General features: G+C 53.1%; 18 protein-coding genes. 4 read left to right on the forward strand and 14 right to left on the reverse strand.

Annotated features, from left to right (window positions below):
• Positions 1-37 precede the first annotated feature (37 nt).
• The 4 genes from ACWCOO_RS10100 to ACWCOO_RS10115 form a co-directional block, all read right to left on the reverse strand.
• Positions 38-916 (reverse strand): crotonase/enoyl-CoA hydratase family protein, encoded by an 879-nt coding sequence (locus ACWCOO_RS10100; RefSeq protein ID WP_446830846.1) that lies wholly within the window; start codon positions 914-916, stop codon positions 38-40.
• Between the two features lie 38 nt (positions 917-954).
• Positions 955-1,926, reverse strand: coding sequence for an NAD(P)H-dependent flavin oxidoreductase (locus ACWCOO_RS10105; RefSeq protein WP_446830847.1), 972 nt, complete (start codon positions 1,924-1,926; stop codon positions 955-957).
• Between the two features lie 256 nt (positions 1,927-2,182).
• Positions 2,183-2,605 carry a hypothetical protein gene (locus tag ACWCOO_RS10110; RefSeq protein ID WP_446830848.1) on the reverse strand — a complete coding sequence of 141 codons (423 nt, stop codon included), beginning with the start codon at positions 2,603-2,605 and terminating at the stop codon, positions 2,183-2,185.
• 18 nt (positions 2,606-2,623) lie between these two features.
• Complete coding sequence (locus ACWCOO_RS10115; RefSeq protein WP_446830849.1) at positions 2,624-3,778, reverse strand: acyl-CoA dehydrogenase family protein; 1,155 nt, start codon at positions 3,776-3,778, stop codon at positions 2,624-2,626.
• Between the two features lie 283 nt (positions 3,779-4,061).
• On the opposite strand from ACWCOO_RS10115, the gene ACWCOO_RS10120 reads away from it, so the two are divergent.
• From ACWCOO_RS10120 to ACWCOO_RS10130, 3 genes are all read left to right on the forward strand, one after another.
• Positions 4,062-4,532, forward strand: coding sequence for an ester cyclase (locus tag ACWCOO_RS10120; protein ID WP_446830850.1), 471 nt, complete (start codon positions 4,062-4,064; stop codon positions 4,530-4,532).
• On the forward strand, positions 4,529-4,972 hold the full coding sequence (locus ACWCOO_RS10125; protein ID WP_446830851.1) for an ester cyclase: 444 nt from the start codon (positions 4,529-4,531) through the stop codon (positions 4,970-4,972). Before ACWCOO_RS10120 ends, ACWCOO_RS10125 begins: the two co-directional genes overlap by 4 nt.
• A 96-nt stretch (positions 4,973-5,068) precedes the next feature.
• On the forward strand, positions 5,069-6,499 hold the full coding sequence (locus tag ACWCOO_RS10130) for an aldehyde dehydrogenase family protein (protein ID WP_446832047.1): 1,431 nt from the start codon (positions 5,069-5,071) through the stop codon (positions 6,497-6,499).
• A gap of 101 nt (positions 6,500-6,600) precedes the next feature.
• On the opposite strand, the gene ACWCOO_RS10135 is transcribed toward ACWCOO_RS10130, so the two are convergent.
• The 8 genes from ACWCOO_RS10135 to ACWCOO_RS10170 form a co-directional block, all read right to left on the reverse strand.
• Complete coding sequence (locus ACWCOO_RS10135; RefSeq protein WP_446830852.1) at positions 6,601-7,374, reverse strand: SDR family oxidoreductase; 774 nt, start codon at positions 7,372-7,374, stop codon at positions 6,601-6,603.
• Positions 7,375-7,465: 91 nt separating this feature from the next.
• Complete coding sequence (locus ACWCOO_RS10140) at positions 7,466-8,206, reverse strand: SDR family oxidoreductase (RefSeq protein ID WP_446830853.1); 741 nt, start codon at positions 8,204-8,206, stop codon at positions 7,466-7,468.
• Between the two features lie 147 nt (positions 8,207-8,353).
• Positions 8,354-8,656 (reverse strand): superoxide dismutase, encoded by a 303-nt coding sequence (locus ACWCOO_RS10145; RefSeq protein WP_446830854.1) that lies wholly within the window; start codon positions 8,654-8,656, stop codon positions 8,354-8,356.
• A gap of 15 nt (positions 8,657-8,671) precedes the next feature.
• Positions 8,672-8,974 (reverse strand): hypothetical protein, encoded by a 303-nt coding sequence (locus tag ACWCOO_RS10150; RefSeq protein WP_446830855.1) that lies wholly within the window; start codon positions 8,972-8,974, stop codon positions 8,672-8,674.
• 75 nt (positions 8,975-9,049) lie between these two features.
• Positions 9,050-11,305, reverse strand: coding sequence for a TonB-dependent receptor (locus ACWCOO_RS10155; protein WP_446830856.1), 2,256 nt, complete (start codon positions 11,303-11,305; stop codon positions 9,050-9,052).
• A 133-nt stretch (positions 11,306-11,438) separates the two neighbouring features.
• The gene (locus ACWCOO_RS10160) at positions 11,439-12,131 is read right to left on the reverse strand and encodes an acetate--CoA ligase family protein (protein WP_446830857.1); all 693 of its coding nucleotides are present in this window, start codon (positions 12,129-12,131) and stop codon (positions 11,439-11,441) included.
• Positions 12,132-12,140: 9 nt separating this feature from the next.
• Complete coding sequence (locus ACWCOO_RS10165; RefSeq protein ID WP_446830858.1) at positions 12,141-13,544, reverse strand: acetate--CoA ligase family protein; 1,404 nt, start codon at positions 13,542-13,544, stop codon at positions 12,141-12,143.
• A 5-nt stretch (positions 13,545-13,549) separates the two neighbouring features.
• Positions 13,550-15,331 carry a thiamine pyrophosphate-binding protein gene (locus tag ACWCOO_RS10170; RefSeq protein ID WP_446830859.1) on the reverse strand — a complete coding sequence of 594 codons (1,782 nt, stop codon included), beginning with the start codon at positions 15,329-15,331 and terminating at the stop codon, positions 13,550-13,552.
• A gap of 229 nt (positions 15,332-15,560) precedes the next feature.
• Here ACWCOO_RS10170 and ACWCOO_RS10175 point away from each other — a divergent pair, with 229 nt between their 5' ends.
• Complete coding sequence (locus ACWCOO_RS10175; protein WP_446830860.1) at positions 15,561-16,988, forward strand: aldehyde dehydrogenase family protein; 1,428 nt, start codon at positions 15,561-15,563, stop codon at positions 16,986-16,988.
• A 104-nt stretch (positions 16,989-17,092) separates the two neighbouring features.
• Here ACWCOO_RS10175 and ACWCOO_RS10180 read toward each other — a convergent pair whose 3' ends face one another.
• Together ACWCOO_RS10180 and ACWCOO_RS10185 are read right to left on the reverse strand one after the other, a co-directional pair.
• The gene (locus ACWCOO_RS10180; RefSeq protein WP_446830861.1) at positions 17,093-18,085 is read right to left on the reverse strand and encodes a zinc-dependent alcohol dehydrogenase family protein; all 993 of its coding nucleotides are present in this window, start codon (positions 18,083-18,085) and stop codon (positions 17,093-17,095) included.
• A 17-nt stretch (positions 18,086-18,102) separates the two neighbouring features.
• Entirely contained in the window at positions 18,103-18,912 is an 810-nt protein-coding gene (locus ACWCOO_RS10185; RefSeq protein ID WP_446830862.1) for an SDR family NAD(P)-dependent oxidoreductase, read from the reverse strand.
• Positions 18,913-18,941 lie beyond the last annotated feature (29 nt).

Raw genomic sequence — 18,941 nt, forward strand, 5'->3', positions numbered from 1 at the left:
ATTGACATATCAGCGCACAAGTAGCGCTAACAGGTCATTACCACCACGGGTAGAAATCGGGCATATCTTTGGACGCGCTCGCAACGAATCGCGGTTTGCGTTTTTCCAGAAACGAATTGACGCCTTCCTTACCGTCCGCGATGCTCGCGTAGAACATTGCCAGGGAGTCAATTCTGTGTGCCTCAAGAGGATGTGAAAGCGTCGAGTTGCGGTACATCATCTGTCTTGTCAAGGCTATAGACACCTGTGATTTCTCAGCAATACCTTTCGCAATCAATTTGGCTTCGTTGAGCAAGTTCTCCGACGGTACAACCGCTTTTACCAGACCCGCTTTCTCCGCGGTGGCAGCATCGAAGATATCACCGCTATAACACCATTCCAGCGCTTGGGAAATTCCAACGATACGCGGCAGAAACCAACTTGAACAAGCCTCTGGCGTAATGCCTATCTTGTTGAATACGAATCCAATTCGTGCCTTCTCGGACGCAAGGCGGATGTCCATCGCGCAGGTCATTGTAGCGCCAACGCCAATGGCCGGCCCATTAATCGCGGCTATCACAGGTTTCTTGCAGTCAAATATAGCCAAGCAGACTCTTCCGCCTGTGTCTCTCACTCCACTATGAATTTCAGGATCGTCGAGTCGCTGGTGCATGTCCTCAAGCGTCGGCGCCAGGCTTTCGTCAAGACCAAATACATTTCCTTTGGCACCAAGGTCCATTCCTGCGCAAAAGGCACGCCCGGCGCCGGTCAGGACGATTGCGCTTACATGGTCATCTTCACTGGCTCTGCAGAACGCGTCCACCAGCTCATTCGCCATCTCAACTGTGAATGAGTTGAGCTTGTCCGGTCGGTCAAGGGTTAGCGTGAGGATTCCTTCCTCCACGCTACAAAGAAGAGTTTCGTATGACTCGTTCATAACAGAATTCGCGCCCAAGAGCCGCCCCAGAATGCAAACTAGAAGTGGCTGATGGCCGAGTTCAAAACGGCACGCGCGTCATTAACCGTGCGTGTAATGAGTTCCTCACAGGTGGGTATGTCATCAATGAGTCCCATAACCAAGCCAGCCCAGAGCAACCCGTCGTCTGTCATTCCGCGCTCGATCACCTGCTCTCGCCCTCTAGTACCGGATACAAGGGGGTAGATATCGGAGAAATTGGTCTCGCCGGGTCGGTTTTCTATCTCAAGTACCTGCTCCGCTATCTTGTTTCGGTAAACACGCCCTGTGTTTTTCAAGGTTCTATAGATCAATGCCGTATCAAGCTCATTTCCTTCGACTAGCTTTCTTTTCACATTATCGTGAACATTCGCTTCCTGGGTGGCGACAAAGCGTGTGCCCATATTGATTCCTTCCGCGCCTAACGCGAACGCTGCGGCCATCTGCCCACCCGTGGCAATTCCGCCTGACGCCACAATCGGAATGGTGAGCTTCGCTGCCGTGATCGGCAATAGGACGAAGTTCGGGATGTCGTCCTCGCCAGGATGCCCGGCACATTCGAAACCATCGACGCTGACAGCATCACAACCTATGCTCTCGGCTTTCAGAGCGTGCCTTACGGACGTACATTTGTGAATGACCTTGATACCGTTTGCCTTGAACCCAGGCAGGAATGGTTGCGGGTTTCGCCCGGCGGTTTCGACGATCTTTATCCCTGAATCCACTATCACTTGCGCGTACTCCTCATAAGGAGGCGGTTTGGCCGCAGGAAGGATAGTGATGTTGACGCCAAAGGGCTTGTCTGTCATTTCACGGCAGCGCCCAATCTCTGCTGCGAGATCTTCCGGTGTTGGTTGCGTGAGGGCGGTCAGGATGCCAAGACCACCTGCGTTTGAGACGGCGGAGGCGAGTTCGGCCCGGCCAACCCATTGCATGCCTCCCTGAATGATTGGAAACTCAATTCCTAGCAGTCTTGTGATACGAGTTTCCATACCTGCCAGACTTCTGGTTCAAACGTAGGTCGGGAGACGCGCTCCGTCCGGTCTTGCACTTGGTCATTTCGCCTTGCGATGCGCTGGTTGCGACTCGACCAGGATTTTCGACATCACCCAACACAGCCTCGCCTTGAAGTTATGTTATTTGGACCATAACTTTATGTCAATTTGTTCCGTCGAACTCGGGTTTCCGATGTACCTGCTCCGCCGCCGGGATATTGCCGTGAAGCACAGCCTGCGCTCGACCAGAGACCTAGTCGATCTTCGTAATGCTCGCCGGCGGAGTACCGCCGTAAAGCACGGTCAGGCGCGCGACTCCGGAATTGAATATTCTGTGTGCATAGACGCCAGGCGGCATGTAGATTGCATCGCCTGCATCGACAGCGCGTTCATGGAGGGTGCCATCATCGGTCTTCCATTGCATGGAACCACTGCCTGCAACCACATAGTAGAACTCCTCGAATTCGGAGTCATACTCCAACTCCAGGTTCCCGACCTTTTCCTTCTCATGCTTGTGAAATACATGAGGCGCTTCTCCGGGTTCAACTTCCGCAACGCCAATAAACAATTTCTTCGAGCCAACCGTGGCCGGGTATATGAGCCTTCTGATCTTGCCGTCTCCGTGCAGCTCGTGGAGCGGCGCGTCCCTTCCTTTGACAATGAGCGGTTGAGTCATCGCCGTTAGTTTTCCGTCTCAGGCATTTCTGAAAATGTTGGAAGCAATCCGCGATCGCAGGATTTCATTGGTGCCTCCGCCGAGCTGGAATGCGCGCACGTCACGCAGTAGGCGTTCAAGGGGAAATTCTCGCGAGTAACCATATCCGCCGTGAATCTGCATCGCCCTGTCGCAGATCTTGAACGCTGTTTCCCCTGCAAACAACTTCGCAATTGCGGCCTTGTGCGGGGCTTCGGGATCGTCCTGTGCCAACAGTTCCGCAGCCTGGTATATCAGGACGCGCATGGCTTCCAGATCTGTCGCCATATCGGCAAGCGTCCATTGCAATCCCTGAAACTTCATGAGTTCTCGACCGAATGCTCTTCTCTCTGTCATATACCGCACGGAAAGTTCATAAGCCTCGGTGGCGTTACCCAGGCAAAGAGCGGGATTAAGCACTCGGGTGTGGTTCAAGCCATGCATGATCCTGGAGAAAGACCCCGGGGCAATGAGCATTTTTTCCTTCTTGACCAGACAACCATCCAGGATGACTTCTGCTGAACCGCCACCCCTGAGACCCATGTGCTCATCGGCTGCGCCAATTGCCAGGCCGGGAGCGCCTCGATCAATCAAGAAGGCGCCAATACCCGCCGAGCCCTGAACGTCGCCGACTCTGGCAAAGACGATGAAGAAGTCCGCGACTTGCGCTCTCGTTATGAAGCACTTGGTGCCTGTAATCTCAAACTCGTCCCTGGTTTCCACTGCCCTGGTGCGCATCTCGGACGCTGCGGATCCGGCGTCCGGTTCGGTCATGGCCCAACAGCTAAGGGTGTCTCCGCGCGCCAGGCCCGAAAGGTATTTCTCCTTGTGACTCTCCGTTCCGAATTTCTGCAGGATTTCGGCCGCGGTGCAATTGGACAGGATAAACGCCGCTGTCGGTGTACACGCCCGGGCTATCTCTTCAACGGCAACGACCGCATGCAGAATCGTGGCGCCGCTGCCCCCGTATTTTTCGTCTATGGTGATGCCGGCAAGGCCGTTTTCTCCCAATATCTTCAGGTTTTCGATTGGTGGAATCGCGTGCCTGTCCCAATGTGCGGCCTTTTCCCGAAACTTGCTGTCGGTAAGTTGTCGCGCCGAGTCCCGAAGCAAGTCCAGTTGTTCCTGAATTTCCGGCGTCAGCCCCATCGGCATATCCTCGTAAAGAAATTATTCAATCAGCAATTGGCGCCAGGCGCCCAAGGGTAAAGGAAACAGATACATTAACAATATCATGTATAGTATGTTCGATTCGATTCTAAGAACGATGCCGAGATATATCCAGTGTCAGGAATAAACGGACTGGCCGGTATTGCTGCTGGCCTTCTCTTGAATGCAGGTCGGTGCAAGTCGCTATCTCGCGCTGGAGCGCAAGGCCCACGGCGCGGGCTTCACTGTCGTGACAAGCTTCTAGCTTAGGTACGGAAGGATTGCCTTGATGGATCACCCCAATGTGCAAATCGTGCGGCGGTTCTACGATCAGGTTGAAAACCGCAAGGATGCAAGTGCAGCGTCGAAGCTCTGGGTGGATGATCTGAAGTGGCACGGCTGCAAGAATTCTCCGTTTTTTCCCGACTACTTCGAAGGCATCGAGAATCTGGAAAAAGCCTTGCAGGTTTATTTCCGAGCCGTGGACCCGCGTGCTGAAGTAGTCCAAACCGTTCGAGTGGGTGATGATCGCGTCGCGGCCCGGCTCCACGTGACTGCCAGGCACACCGGTGAGTTGCTCGGCTGCGAGCCTACGGGTCGAGATGCGGAATTCACGGCCGCTGCCATGTTCATCATCAGGGACGGCAAGATCGTTGAGGAATGGATACACGCGGACTTCCTCGGGATGGCGCTGCAGTTCGGGTTTGAATTGCGGCTTCCGAATGGATCTCCACTTGAGCCGATCAGGAAGTCGGGATGACCGCGGAACGGCTTATCCACGCCTTCTATCAGGACGTTATTGCCGCTGATGACCTCTCGCGCGTTCCTGAACTGTTCTCGCATTCATTTGTACTCCACGGCCCTCCCGGCTCTCCGGTTGTGCCGGCGAGAACCGAGGGTATCGAGGCCTTTTTGGAGGTGCTCGGCGCTTTTCTGGAGACGTTCAATGTCGATGTATGTGTTGACGAGGTCATGGAAGAAGGCGAACTTGCCGCTGCCCGATTGACCGTCAGGGTAACGCAGCGAAAGCCGTTTCTCGGTCTTGATGCAATCGGCAAACAGGCGGAATATTCGGCTACCAACTTCTTTCGCGTGGGCGACGGCCAGATCCAGGAGGAATGGATGACGGAGGACTTTGTGGGAATGCTGATGCAGCTCGGTTGTCGTCTCCATGGTCCGGACGGAAAGGCCGTCGCCTGAGTTTCAGTAAACCGGTCAACTAGAAAGGAGATACTCGTGTTGCCTCTCAAAGTCCCTCCGCCGCAGCCGGTCTCGGTTGCTGACGGCCAGTTGTTTGTGAACGGAGAATGGCGGGAAGCCACAGGCAGAGATCGCTTCGAAACAATCAATCCAGCGACGGAAGCCACGATAGCGACCATGGCAAAAGCGACGGTGGAGGACGTCGATTCCGCAGTCGCCGCCGCCAGACGGGCATTCGACGAAGGGCCATGGCCAACGATGCCGGGCTCTCAACGTGCTCGAATCATGAATCGTGTCGCCGACCTGATGGAAGAACGGGCGATGGAGCTTGCCGTACGTGAGAGCATGGACATGGGCAAGCTCTACAAGGACGCCATGGGCATCGATGTGCCTCATTGCGCGCGCTACATGCGCTACTACGCGGGTTACGCAACACAGTTGGAGGGATCGGTAAAGCCCACCGAAGGACACCAGGCCAGCCTCGCATACACAAGGCGTGAACCGCTTGGTGTGGTGGCCGCGATTACTCCGTTCAACTTTCCCTTGATTCTGAGCATAAGCAAGATCGCTCCTGCCATGGCGGCGGGCAATTGCGTCATCCACAAGCCTGCAACCACGACGCCGCTGACCGCGATTACCCTTGCGGAAATCATGCAGGAAGCCGGCGTACCGCCGGGCGTCTATAACGTGCTCACAGGTCCGGGAGGCACGGTGGGGAGTGCGTTGTCGAAGCATCCGGGAGTGGACAAGATTGCCGTTACGGGATCTACGCCGACCGGAAAGCAAATCATCAGGGACGGTGCGGATACCCTTAAGCACGTGACCGCCGAACTGGGCGGCAAATCGCCCAACATCGTATTTGCCGATGCAAACCTTGATCAGGCGGCCTTCAACACCTACCTGGGAATATTCTGGAACAAGGGTGAAGTGTGCGTTGCCTGCTCGCGCGTGATTGTCGAACAATCCGTATACGACGAGTTTCTGGACAAGCTGGTGGCCCTGGCCGAGAGTATTCGTGTAGGCGACCCCCTTGAGTTGTCGAGCGACTACGGTCCGATGGCCGGAAAGAAGGAATTCGATGGAGTCCTGGAGTATCTGGACATCGGGAGAAAGGAGTGCGGAGATGCCCTTACAGGAGGCGACTCCATGACCGTGAACGGTGTCGGATATTACATTCAGCCGACGATTTTCAATGCTCCTTCCAACGATGTAGTCATCGCGCGGGAAGAGATTTTCGGTCCGGTGCTGACTGCAATACCCTTCGATGACTTTGATGATGCCATTCGTATTGCGAACGACACGCCCTACGGATTGGCGGCCGGCGTGCAAACGAGTGATGCCGGAAAGGCGATTCGAGCCGCGGAAAAGATCAAGGCCGGGACGCTATGGTTGAACTGCTGGCATCGCTATGACCCGTCGGTGCCGTTTGGCGGCTATAAGGAATCCGGGCATGGCCGAGAACAGGGCTTTGAGGCGCTCGAAAGCTACACGCAAACCAAGAGCATCTGGCTCGACCTGGGAGCGTAGAAGAGCAGTTCAGCGGGCAAGAGTCGCCATGTCCTTCACCTGCGAGTAATTTCGCAGAGCCATCTCTTGTGCAAAACCGCAGATGCGTCTGCGAAGTTCGATCAGCTAGCTGAAAATGATCCTGTTGTCATTGATTGTGGATTCCAGGCATTGAATCCACCGTCAGCTTCGATATATACACCAGACATATAGCGGGTTGTCATGCAGAAAATGTAAGCGGGCGCGACATCGTCCGGAACGGCCACGAACCCGACAGGCAAATTGCTCGCAAAATACTCGCGGATGTGATCTAGCGATTCTTCATCTACATTGGCAAACGTTTCGGTATTCATCGTGAGGCCAGGAGATACAACGTTAATGCGTTTCGGGCCAATTTCCGGAGCCACTTTACGAGCAAAAGCTTCCACAGCGGCATTGTTTCCGGCGTGTATGCAATGGTGTTCTGTATATCCTCGCGCTACTGGACCGGACGTGAGCACAATCGATCCCGTCTCCGACAAATGGGGGATCGCGTACTTCGTACAAATTACCTTTGCCCAGAATCGTGATCGAAAGTAGATCTCGGCTTGTTCCAGATCGATATCCGCCAAAGGCAACATGGTACGACTCAGAGCTTTACCCGAATCATGAGTCGTCACAGCAAGGTGATCTATCGTCCCGAGCGCACCAAACATTTCCTGCACTGATTTCGGATCTGTTGCGTCAACAACCATCGTATCAACGGCGCCGTCAATGGACTCCGCCGCCGCTCGCAATTTATCCTGGCTTCTGCTCGCAATTGTGACGCTTGCGCCCTGTGCCGATGCTGCTCTCGCCACGGCCAGACCGATTCCCGAGCTGCCACCAACGACAAGCACCTTCTTATCAACCAGCATTTTCTTGAATCCTCAAATTACACGCCCAATGGGGTGATAACGCCTTTGACCCAGGCTCGACTGCCCCTGAATGACCAAGGCACTCGCTTGCTCACCAGACGTTATTTCCGCCATCAACGTCAATCCAGGAGCCCGTGACCATTTTTGCGGTCATTGCAAAAATGTAAGCCTCAGCAACGTCCTCGCACGAAGCAACTTCACCTACAGGCAGGCGATCCCCGAAATACTTGTAATACGCCTGCTTCTCTTCCTCGTCGAGTTCATCGAACGTCGGCGTCTTGGTAAGGCTGGGCACTATTGCGTTCACTCGCACAGGACCAAATTCGTGAGCAGCTTTTTTCACGAACCCCTCAATAGCGCAATTCACCGCAGCCATGATTCCATGTTTTTCGAGCCAAACCCGGCTGGCGCACCCGGATGTGAATGCGATCGATCCTCTTGGCGAGATATGCCCGAGGGCTACCCTGGAGGCAAGCATTGGTCCCCAGAACTTCGCCTCCATAAACTCCCTGCAGGCGTCAATGTCCAAATCGACTATGTCTCTGTAAATTCCGGGAAGAACTTCAGACGGTGAGCCATGGGACGTGAATACAAGATGGTCAAAGCTGCCCACAGCAGAGAAAAACGCTTCATGCGACCGACTGTCCGTCACGTCGAACACGTAGCTATCGACTTTCGAGCCGATTTCTTGTTTTGCCTTTTCCAGCCGCGACTTGGTGCGGCCGGCAATAACAACATGTGCACCGCGCTGACTCGCTGTTTTCGCAACGCCAAGGCCAATTCCACTGCTGCCGCCAACCACCACTACCGTCTGCCCGTCCAGATTTGCCATACCCTGAACTCCTAGTTCGCTGATTATTCTTTGTCGTTACTTCCGCCGGAGGTGTTGCGGCATGAAGAACGAGCGCTTGGCTGCCGCTGTCAAAGACATGCTAAGCAACGACGACAATTTGTCCGAAAAAACAATCCCGCTGTGCGCCTAGACGAACTCTTCCCTAAACAGTTCTTCGAACATATTGCACACTTCAACTGGAATAATCTCGAAATCCAATGTACCGCCTATAACCATTGGCAGAGAGTTCAATACATCTCTGACCTCTTCGATGGAGTCACCTTCCATGACATTGACCACACCAGTTTTTCCGTCCTGCCGCCAATAGGTTTCCCGCATGATGCCATCCCGGTAGAGTTCCCACGCCCGATAAGCCTCGGGAACCTTTTGTGGCTCTTTCTTCGCGTCGGTGGTACCCGGTGGTCGATAAGAAATAACAATGAACTTCATGGTCACCTTCGAGTGTTATGCGAACTCTTCCTTGAACAGCCTGTCCCAGTGGTCGTAGGGGCCGACGGGAATAATTTCGAAATCCAACTTGTCGTCACCTTCCCTTTGCATGGAGTTGAGAGCCGCCGTGGCCTTATCCGTTGAATCGCATTCCAAAACCAGAATAAGACCCTCTTGGTTGTCTTTCCTCCAATACATTTCCCGGAGAACACCCCGTTGATACAGTTTCCACGCGCGATAGACATCCGGAGTCTTCCGCCGACGCCGATTTGCGTCTGTCGCGCCATCGGAAGGAACCGAAAAGGCAAAAAACTTCATAGTGATTTCCCAGGTTTACTGGCTTACCTTTCGCGTCAGAGCATAGAGACCTGTGTCGGGACTTCTAAGGTGAAGCTAAAACTCGTAGGAATAGCTCAAGCCCCAAGTTCTGCGCTCATTCCAACGAGGCATTTTCGCTTCTGCTGCACCAGGGTATCCAGTAGGGTAGAGGAAAACAGCCAAGTCATTACTGTAAAGGTGGTAGCGCTCATCAGTGAGATTCTTGCCCCAGAGTCGTATGGTTGAAGAATCGGAAGGCCGATACTCAATACTCGCGTTGATCAGCCCGTCTACTTTCGTGCGGAAGTTTTCAGCGTTAGAGATCTCAGTAAAGAAATCGTCTTTGTACGTGTAGTCGGCCGCAAACGTTAGCGCATTGCCATTTCCTAGATCGACATCGTAGGTCAGCCAGATATTGCCAGCAAACTCCGGTGTCAGCGCCGCCTTGTTCCCGGGAAATTCGGGATCATCCTCGGCGACTTCACTGTCAGCCCAGGCTAAATTGCCTCCTACTGTTAACTCCTCGGATGCCAGCAAGGTAAAGTCCAACTCGACACCCTGAACCTCAAGATCACCCAGGTTAATCAGCACATCCTGATTCAATTCTGGATCAAAGAAACCGTTTTGTGCGCCAGTATAGTCAACCTGAAACGCAGCCACGTTCAATTGCAGCCGATCTTCAAGAAACTGAGTCTTGGCGCCAAATTCTGTACTTTCCGCGGTTTCGGGTTGCAGGGCAATCGATGTATCTTCCGGTCCGGCGGCGTGATCAAATGCGCCGCTCTTGAATCCTTCGGAATAGGAAGCGTAGAGCAGAACATCTTCGCTGGCTGACCAGTCAAGAATTAATCTTGGCGTTGTTTTTGACCAGTCGTCGCCCAGTTCCGTAGGCGAATAGACGGGAATAATGAAGTTGTCGTTGTAGCCATCAACAGCTGTGACAGCCGCCCAGCCGTCCTTCTCATCCTTGGTATAACGAACCCCGAAGGTAACGCTAAGTGAGTCGGTCAGACTATAACTCCCCTCAAAAAATGCAGCCGAACTCGTTGTGTCGATCTGCATGTTCTGTGCGGATGCCGTCAAGAAATCCTCGCCCCAGGGTGCATTAACAAACCCCCCCAATCGGCTTCCGCCGGGGAAGTTCAAATAGAAGGTTTGCAAATTAAAGGCGTCTTGCTTCATATAGTAGAGCCCCGCCGTATACTCAAATCTATCGGCTGCAGTCCCGGATATACGAATCTCTTGCGTAAACTGTTCCACAGATTCTTCGCTTGGGACATAGAGGTTCTGCAGAACAGGCGTCCCAATAATGTCCGCTCCGGACTCATTGTTCTTGACGTCTCGATAGGAAGTAACAGCCACTACATCACCGATGTCGGTGTTCCAAGTCAGCTTTGATACGAAAGTTGTGTAATCCGCATCAATGTAGTTGATGTGCGCGGAGGCCGTGGTATTCGGAGAATTGTCCGGAAACTGATTTGTAGCTTGAAATTGTGAGTCCAAGTTCGGAGCAGCGGGACCAACAAAGTCTCTGCCTGGAGCACTTGATGAGTCCCTGCTATACGCCACAGTTCCTACCCACTCCAAATTATCGCCCTGATAACGTAATTTCGCGCGAATATTCTGCCGATCAAGAGTATCTGTCTCACTCACCTCGCGCGCATTTCCAGCGCCGCTCGTGTACGTGTTGGCAGTCAAACCGCCTCGGCTTTTAGAACTAGCCGCAATCTGCGCGTACCAATTGCCACCGATTGGACCACTTACCAAACCACTCATCTCGAACAGATTAAAGCCGCCGATTCCGACGTTAATCTTGCCGAGAAACTCGTCCGCCGGATTTCGAGTGATGATGTTAAGTGCGCCGCCTACCACATTGCGGCCAAAAAGAGTTCCCTGCGGGCCACGCAAAACCTCAATACTGACTACATCAAAGAGATCCGGATTCCAGTCTGACGAACCGCCATAGTAGACTTCGTCCACAAATAAACCTACTGACTGGTCGCCGCCTGGCGAGGTGTTATTAGATGTCGCTCCACGAAGACCAGGAGTAGCCTGGGTACTTGACGCAGCGTTCATATTGAAGGTAGGGACTCGCAGCACAAGATCCTCGACGCCGGTTATTCTTTGTCGATCAATCTGAATCTCCGACATAACGCTCACGGCTGCCGGCACATCTTGGATGTTTTCTTCTCTCTTTTGAGCAGTAACCAAGATCTCCTCAATTCGGAGTTCACTCTGCGCATAACCTGTGCCAAATGACAGCAAGGCGCTTGCAAAAAGAAAGCAACCTATGGCCAGCCCAGTTAGTTTTTCCTGGAAGGTACTCTCCACGTCTCTTGACTCCCTAGTGTCAATGTGATAAAGGTAGATTAACATATATCAATAATTACGCAAGCGTATCGATTTCACAGGCTTGGAGGACCTTCCCGCTCCAAGCTTCGCAGGCGAAGCAGTTGGGCTCTCGTTATTTGGAAGGCGCTTCGTCGCCCAATACAATGAGCGCATCCACCGCGATCGCTTTGGTGCCTTCAACGACCAGGGGATTTATGTCGATTTCGGCGATATCCGGGTTTTCGATGCACAACCGGCTTAACGCACAGAGATCATTGGCGAGACTATCAGTGTCAACTTTTTCCATGCCTCTAATTTCGCCGAGTAGTGCATTGCTCTGAATTTCGTTGATCATTTCTTGAGCGTCCGCCGCATTCAACGGCGCCAACCTCAATGAGACATCGTCGAAAACCTCCGCGAATATTCCACCCAACCCAAAAGTAATCACCGGTCCGAACTGCTCGTCGCGCAAAGCTCCTGCCAGAAACTCGCGCTTGCCCATTACCATCTGCTGGATGAGAACGCGGCCCTTGCCTTGCATTGCGAGCTTCAACTGTTCGAAATTCGAAGCCACATCTTCCTGGCTCACAACGCCAGGACGAACTAGCCCAAGTTCACTCTTATGTGCAAATTCTTCTCCGACTCCCTTCATCACAACCGGGAACCCAATCTCATTGGCGCGCTGAATCGCCGTATCCACGCAATCGACCAAGAACTCGTTTGTTGTTGAAATGCCGACGCGAGCAAGCACTTTCTTTGAGTCATACTCGGAAAGAACTCTCAAACCGCCATTGACGGCGGACTGAATGATCTCGCACCTGTTCACGGTAGCGCGCTAAGGCAGAAATCGCTGTCGGAATTGGCCATAGTCATACAAGTGGGCGAACGCCTGCACCGCCTCGCGTGCCGACAGAAATGTGGGAACTTCATTTTCCAATAGCATTGGATATCCTTTGCTGGCTAGCGAAGTCGCTCCGCACCACCCAACGATCACTGGTTTTTCCGACTCGCGCGCAATCCTGCTGATTTCCTCGCCGTAGAAGGTCGCTCGGGGTTCGCTTGCCATTGTTACCAACAAAAGAACCCCATCGATGTAGTCTTGCTCCAGAACCGCCCTGACCGTGTCCTGATAGCCCGTGGCGGAAGAGCGGATTTGGCCCGTCAAATCAATAGGATTGGTCACAGCGGCAAAATCCGGAACGAATTGCCCGATCTTTTTCTTGGCCTCATCCGTCAATTCGGGTATCTCAATGTTGAACCGATGGCAGTCATCTGCGGCAACCCCGCAAATCCCACCTGATGCCGAGATGATGGCTACTCTATTGGAACGCGGATACTTTCCACCGGTCCAGCTGAAGGCTCTTGCAACGGATAGCAAGTCAGCCGCGTCGGTAACGCGCATGATTCCGAATTGCTTGCAAACCGCATTGAATACTTTGTCGGACCCAGCTATTGCGCCCGTATGCGACGCCGTCGCCTTGGCCGATACCTCCGATAGACCCGTCTTGTATGCGACTATCGGCTTCCCGACGGCCGCAGCTCTCTTGCAGGCGGCGATAAATCCCTGGGCGTTTCGAATGCCTTCGATAAACAGTGCAATCACATTGACGCGATCGTCGTCAATGAGATAGTTCACATAATCGTGTAGTTGCAAATCCGCCTCATTCCCTGTGGATACCCAATGACTAAATCCGACTCCGCTTTCAACACCGCGTCCCAACATCGAACCACCCAAAGCGCCGCTCTGCGTGACAAACGCGATATCTCCAAGCTTGAATTCATCCAGAGCGCAAACCATCGAAATCGACGCTACGAACGAGTCCGTATTACCAATCAGCCCCGCAGTGTTTGGTCCACAAAATCTCATACCCGCATCCCTGCAAGTAGTCGAGAGTTCGCTTTCCAGTTGATGATTGCCCGTCTCACTAAACCCCGACGAGAATACTATTGCTGCCTTGATTCCTGCTCTTGCACATTGCCGCATAGCTTGAAGACAGGATTCTGCCGGCAGCAGAATCATTGCCAGGTCAACTTCATCCCTTATCTCTTCAACTGTCGAATAGCATCGAAGACCCGCAATCGACTTTGAGCCTGGATTGACCGGATAGATTTTTCCTTTGTATTTATGCTTGATTAGATTGCCGATGGCGGCTGCACCCAGCTTTGGTGAGCCCGTTGCCGTTACCCCATCAGACGCGCCAACAATCGCAACCGAGCAAGGAGAAAAAAGCGCCTCCAAGATAGCTACTTGCCCATTATGGGAGTCAGGTCAGACCAGTCATAGGGGAACGGAATCGTCCCTTCCTTTACTGCTACCGCTACACCATAGCGAGTCACATCGCGCTCGCAGGTAACGTTGATTTGGCATAGATCGCCGGACTCCAGCGCCTTCTTGAGCGCGGGTTTGAATTCTGCCGGTTTGTTCACACGCCAGGTTCTTGCTCCCATGGCTTCGCCAATTTTGTCCAAATCCGGATTCCATGGTTCGCCCGATTCTTCTATCTGGAACACATCGCCCACGCGTCTGCCGAAGCGTCTTTCCGCTCCTTCGATTTCCGCTTGAATTGAGCAGTTATCAAAGACGATTATCACACCGGATATGCCGTACTCCTTGCAGGTCGCGAGAGCCGACATCTGGTGGATATAGGCCTGGTCACCACAAAACGCCACCAGTGGATGATCGGGTCTCGCAAAGCCACTGGCAATCAGCGCCGGCGGCGTGAAACCCATTTGGCCAAAATGCTGAGTGTTGTGGCCGAAATACGGATGCCTGAGTTCGTAAAACGCCGGCATGTAGTTCATGACAAAACCCGCATCGCTGGTAACAGCAGTTAGCGGATCAAACTCATTGATGACGTCAGACGCGTCTTTGACGATGCGTGCATATTCCAATGGCGCCTTGTCGCTTGTGACCATCGGCGCAACCTCCTGCTCCCATGCCTTGCGCCACTGATCGATCTGGGCGTGCCATGCACTCCGATCAGGAATCGAATCTTGCGACGACTTCACTTGATCGATGAGGCCTTGCAGCCCCTGCTTGGCGTCGGAGACCATTGCTACTTCCGCCGGATAGATGCGTCCTATTTCTGTAGGATCAATATCGATATGGATGAGCTTTTGCGATTTTGGAATATCAAAGAAACTCCAACCCGCAGTATTCATATCTGTAAACCGTACACCGATACCAATCACCAGGTCGGCATTGTTTGCTGCCTGAACCGCCTGCCCCGTGCCAGCCCGATTACTTACGCCTAATGCCAACGGATGGTCCTCTGGCAGCGCAGCCTTCCCTCCGTACGTTGTGGCAACCGGCGTACTAGTCAGCTCCGCAAATTCCTTCAGCTCCGGCCATGCGCGAGCAATGTGAACACCTGTCGAGCAATAGATCACTGGGCGCTCTGCTTTCGAAATTAATTCGACCGCCTCCGACAGCGCCTGCGGAGCCGGCGCCGGGCCATGCATCTGGACTTGCATGGAGTGCTCTTCCGTGATCTCTACATCAACTTCAGTGTTTTGAACGTCCAGCGGCATATACAAAACTACCGGGCCAGGACGACCATTGATCGCAGTCTTGTACGCTCTGATGAGAGTATCAAGCACAGTATCCGGGCGTATTGTCATTACCGCCAGCTTGGTGATCGGCTTCAGCATTTGAACAAACTCGTCGTCGCCGTACCGATAGACTTCCTGAATTCCGCCGCGGCCATGCCATTTGGTTGGCCCCGCGCCCATCAGGCACAACATAGGCGTGGAGTCATAAAACGCTTCCGCAATCCCCGGAAGCGTATTGAAGTTTCCGGGTCCAACCGTGGTGCAGGTTACGGGAATGGATCCTTGGCGACGTAACCGCCAGTCCATATCGGCAGCATGAATGGCCTGAGCCTCATGTCTTGTGCGAACTCCTTTCAATCCGGCCGAATATTCAAGTGCATCAAGCAACCCCCAATTCGAATGGCCGTTGTAGAAGTAGTAGCGTTCCGTTCCCACTTGTTTCAGGAATGTTGCGACTACCTGTGCTGCTGTCATCCTGGCCATGGTGCCTCCTGTGATCTCCTGAGATTGACCAGATCACGGATCCGACGGATCACGAACGATGCCAGCCAGCTTGGTTTTGAACCAAAGAGGGGGCCAGAATCGTAGTCCATGCTCGTCGAATCCATTAATTGTTAATGTTTCCGTAACCCTAACGATTAAACTATAATCAGTCAAACTCCAGATTCATTTTATTGGTGTTTTTCTCTTGCGGGGCCGGCATATGTTTAACAAGTTACTTGTTCATAACGAGTGGTGCGACAGCTCCGACGGAGAAACACTCGGTTCGATCAATCCGGCAGACGAGAAGGAAATTGCGCGACTGCCTCTCGCGACAGCCGCAGACGTTGACAAGGCTGTTGAGTCGGGGCGAGACGCGTTCAAAACCTGGCGAAATTCCAGTTTGGCCGAACGGGCCTATCTGCTCAATAGGCTGGCAGACCTGATTGAACAGAATAAAGATGAGATTGCGAAACTGGAGACCCTTGATATGGGTAAACCGCTTCGCGAGTCTTATTTGAATGTACAGCGATCAGTAGTAACTGCCAGATATTACGCTGGAGCTATCGACAAATATGAAGGCAACAGCTATCCGGTTGACAATACAACATTTAACTTCTCGACCTTCGAGCCACTGGGCGTAACGGCGCATATCACGCCCTGGAACTATCCCTTCGCGAATGCTATGCGCTCACTTCCGACTGCGATAGCCGCGGGTTGTACGGTCGTCATCAAACCATCCACCAACACTTCGTTAACCACTCTATTCCTCGGCAAGTTATGCATTGAGGCGGGATTCCCGCCTGGGGTTGTCAATGTAGTCACAGGGTCAGGCGCAGTAGCTGGTTCGACGCTCGCAGGCCATCCGGGAATCGGCGGCGTGACGTTTACCGGCTCTGTGAGCACCGGCACCAAGATCATGGCATCAGCCGCAGCCAACATTAACCCGGTTGTGCTGGAGTTGGGCGGCAAGAACCCTCAGGTCGTCTTTGCTGACGCGAACCTCGAACGCGCCGTCGCTGAAACGATGAGGGGCGCTTACACGAATGCAGGCCAGGTCTGCACATCCGTGAGTCGACTTCTCCTCGAAAAGCCGATTTACGAGGAGTACGTAGATATCCTTACATCAAAGCTTGAAGCTCTTACGATAGGCAACGGGATGGACAATCCCGACATCGGGCCACTAGTCAGCAAGCAACACTACAATCAGGTATCCGAGTATTCGGAGATCGCGAGAGCCGAAGGTGCGGATCTGGTCACGGGCGGAGAACGTGCTGACGGGTTCGAGAAAGGCTACTACTATCGCCCCACCTTGTTTGCGAATGTCGAAAACAGCATGCGAATCGCGCAGGAAGAGGTCTTCGGTCTTATTTTGGCTGCGATATCGTTCGAATCAGAGGAAGAGGCCCTTGCAATTTCGAATGATTCGCCTTTCGGATTGACGTCAGGAATATTCACCAGAGATATCGACAAGGCGATGAGATTTGCTAAAGGTATCGAAGCCGGAATGGTCTGGGTCAACAAGTGGTTTCAGGGTCCTGTTCAGGTACCTCACGGGGGCGCGAAGACCAGTGGCTTAGGTCGGGAACAGGGTCTGATGGCGTTGAGGAACTACTCGTACGTCAAGGATATCGCCATACACTTCGATTGAGCCCGTAAGCGACTGAGTGAATCGTTCGCCTGAGGATTCCTGAGCTTACGTTGGCACTGGACCACGACCCCGAGAAATCTGCCGCTAGTCCCGTCGTCGTTGTTTCATGCGGAGACGACGATCTTACCAATCTGTTGGTTTGACTCCATGTACGCATGTGCCTCTGCGACATCTGCAAGGTCAAAAACTCGATCAATCACTGGGCGCAGAACCCCTGTTTCCAACCACTCAGTTATGTCCGCAACCGCCCTTGACTTCAACTCCGGGTCGTTCACCAGCTCCCAAAGCGTATAACCTTGGATAGAACCGGCTCTCTTCATTACTTCGACCAAAGGAAACGGCGTCGGTCTATCGTCGAGTTGGCCGTAAAGGAATATCTTCCCCTGATACGCAAGGCATTCCACAAGCTGCGTGACCTGAGGACCTGCAATCGGATCAAAAATCAGGTTAGCCCCTTCGTTGTCAGTAAACTCCATGACTTTTGATGCCAGGTTCTCCGATTCAGTGGCAACGACATGATCCGCACCAAATTCCAATAGCTTCTCAGCCTTTTGGCGATCCCTGCTTGTTGCAATAACTGTCGAGCCGAACATTTTCGCCATTTGAATGGCCCCAACGCCCACACTCGATGTAGCGGCAGTCATGAGGATAGTGTCGGTGCTGCTAAGCTGGGAGTAGAGTGCCAAAGGCCCATAGGCAGTGAGGTACTGCTGCCAAATCGCTGTCGCCTGTAATTCGTTGAGGCCGCTTGGGGCAGCCGCCAAACTAAAGTCCGGTACGATTGCCCATTCACCATACACACCATAGTCCGACATATCGAAACACGGAATGGTTGTTACCCGGTCGCCGACATTGAATCCCTGAACACCGCTTCCGACTGCTTCAATTACGCCAACTGCCTCTTTTCCAATTCGGGAGGGGAAGGTGGCGTCTCTCAGAGGGTATACGCCGGTCCGCATTTGCACCTCTGAACGATTGAGCCCAAATGCCTCTATGCGGAGCAATACCTCACCGGGCCCCGGTTCAGTTGCATCAACGTCTTCCAACCGCAGCACATCCGGCGGACCAATCTCGTAAAACCGTACAATCTTCCCCATAGTATTTTCTCGACCGCTTACATCGAATAGCCACCATTAACAGGCAAACACTGGCCGGTAATGTATTCTGCTCTAGGCGATACCAGAAACAGAATCGCATTTGCTGCGTCTTCCGGACGGGTCAAACGACCGAGCCCCGCCCCCAAGGGATAGGAGCGCAATACCTTTGCCAAAATTTCATTGTTCTCCGCCGTAGCGTCTTGGCGCAGAAAATCCGCCATTGGACTCTCATGTGACACGGCGGCCAGAGACACCGCGTTGACGTTTATCGAGAGTTTTCCCAGCTCGCGTGCCAGTGACTTACTCATTGCGAGTACCGCTGCCTTGGCGCCGCTATACATGACAAAGCGCTTTTCGCCAACCAGTCCCGCGTCGGAAATAATCGATACTATCTTCCCTTCGCGAGCCTCAATCATGCCGGGAAGCACAGAGTAAACGGAATTTGCGACTCCGAAAATATTCAGATTCACTATCTTGGACCAGTCTTCGGGATTGGAATCACCGAATAAAGGCAAGCCCACTTCGCCAGTGCGACGTTCGGGAATAATGCCCGCGTTGTTGACAAGGATATTGATCGCACCAAATTCTTCTTTCGCCTTCTCGACCATCGCTTGCACTTGTTCCAGACTCGTAACGTCTGCGCCATAGGGAAACGCAACACCACCCGCTTCCGAAATTTCATTTGCAACCGCCGCCGCTCGATCCTGCACCAAGTCGTTGACAACAACTTTCGCCCCTTCTTCCGCCAACCTTTTGCAGATGCAACGACCAACGCCTTGGCCTCCGCCAGTTACCAGGGCGACTTTTCCCGAGATTTCAATATCCATTATCCAGCTCTCCCTTTGTCTTTCGATAC

The sequence above is a fragment of the Candidatus Foliamicus sp. genome (genome assembly GCF_965221325.1).
Taxonomy (GTDB): domain Bacteria; phylum Pseudomonadota; class Gammaproteobacteria; order Steroidobacterales; family Foliamicaceae; genus Foliamicus.

Coding starts and splice junctions, on each gene's coding strand:
- ACWCOO_RS10100 (WP_446830846.1), bottom strand. CDS start 916: ATGAACGAGTCATACGAAACTCTTCTTTGTAGCGTGGAGGAAGGAATC.
- ACWCOO_RS10105 (WP_446830847.1), bottom strand. CDS start 1,926: ATGGAAACTCGTATCACAAGACTGCTAGGAATTGAGTTTCCAATCATT.
- ACWCOO_RS10110 (WP_446830848.1), bottom strand. CDS start 2,605: ATGACTCAACCGCTCATTGTCAAAGGAAGGGACGCGCCGCTCCACGAG.
- ACWCOO_RS10115 (WP_446830849.1), bottom strand. CDS start 3,778: ATGCCGATGGGGCTGACGCCGGAAATTCAGGAACAACTGGACTTGCTT.
- ACWCOO_RS10120 (WP_446830850.1), top strand. CDS start 4,062: ATGGATCACCCCAATGTGCAAATCGTGCGGCGGTTCTACGATCAGGTT.
- ACWCOO_RS10125 (WP_446830851.1), top strand. CDS start 4,529: ATGACCGCGGAACGGCTTATCCACGCCTTCTATCAGGACGTTATTGCC.
- ACWCOO_RS10135 (WP_446830852.1), bottom strand. CDS start 7,374: ATGCTGGTTGATAAGAAGGTGCTTGTCGTTGGTGGCAGCTCGGGAATC.
- ACWCOO_RS10140 (WP_446830853.1), bottom strand. CDS start 8,206: ATGGCAAATCTGGACGGGCAGACGGTAGTGGTGGTTGGCGGCAGCAGT.
- ACWCOO_RS10145 (WP_446830854.1), bottom strand. CDS start 8,656: ATGAAGTTCATTGTTATTTCTTATCGACCACCGGGTACCACCGACGCG.
- ACWCOO_RS10150 (WP_446830855.1), bottom strand. CDS start 8,974: ATGAAGTTTTTTGCCTTTTCGGTTCCTTCCGATGGCGCGACAGACGCA.
- ACWCOO_RS10170 (WP_446830859.1), bottom strand. CDS start 15,331: ATGACAGCAGCACAGGTAGTCGCAACATTCCTGAAACAAGTGGGAACG.
- ACWCOO_RS10175 (WP_446830860.1), top strand. CDS start 15,561: ATGTTTAACAAGTTACTTGTTCATAACGAGTGGTGCGACAGCTCCGAC.
- ACWCOO_RS10180 (WP_446830861.1), bottom strand. CDS start 18,085: ATGGGGAAGATTGTACGGTTTTACGAGATTGGTCCGCCGGATGTGCTG.
- ACWCOO_RS10185 (WP_446830862.1), bottom strand. CDS start 18,912: ATGGATATTGAAATCTCGGGAAAAGTCGCCCTGGTAACTGGCGGAGGC.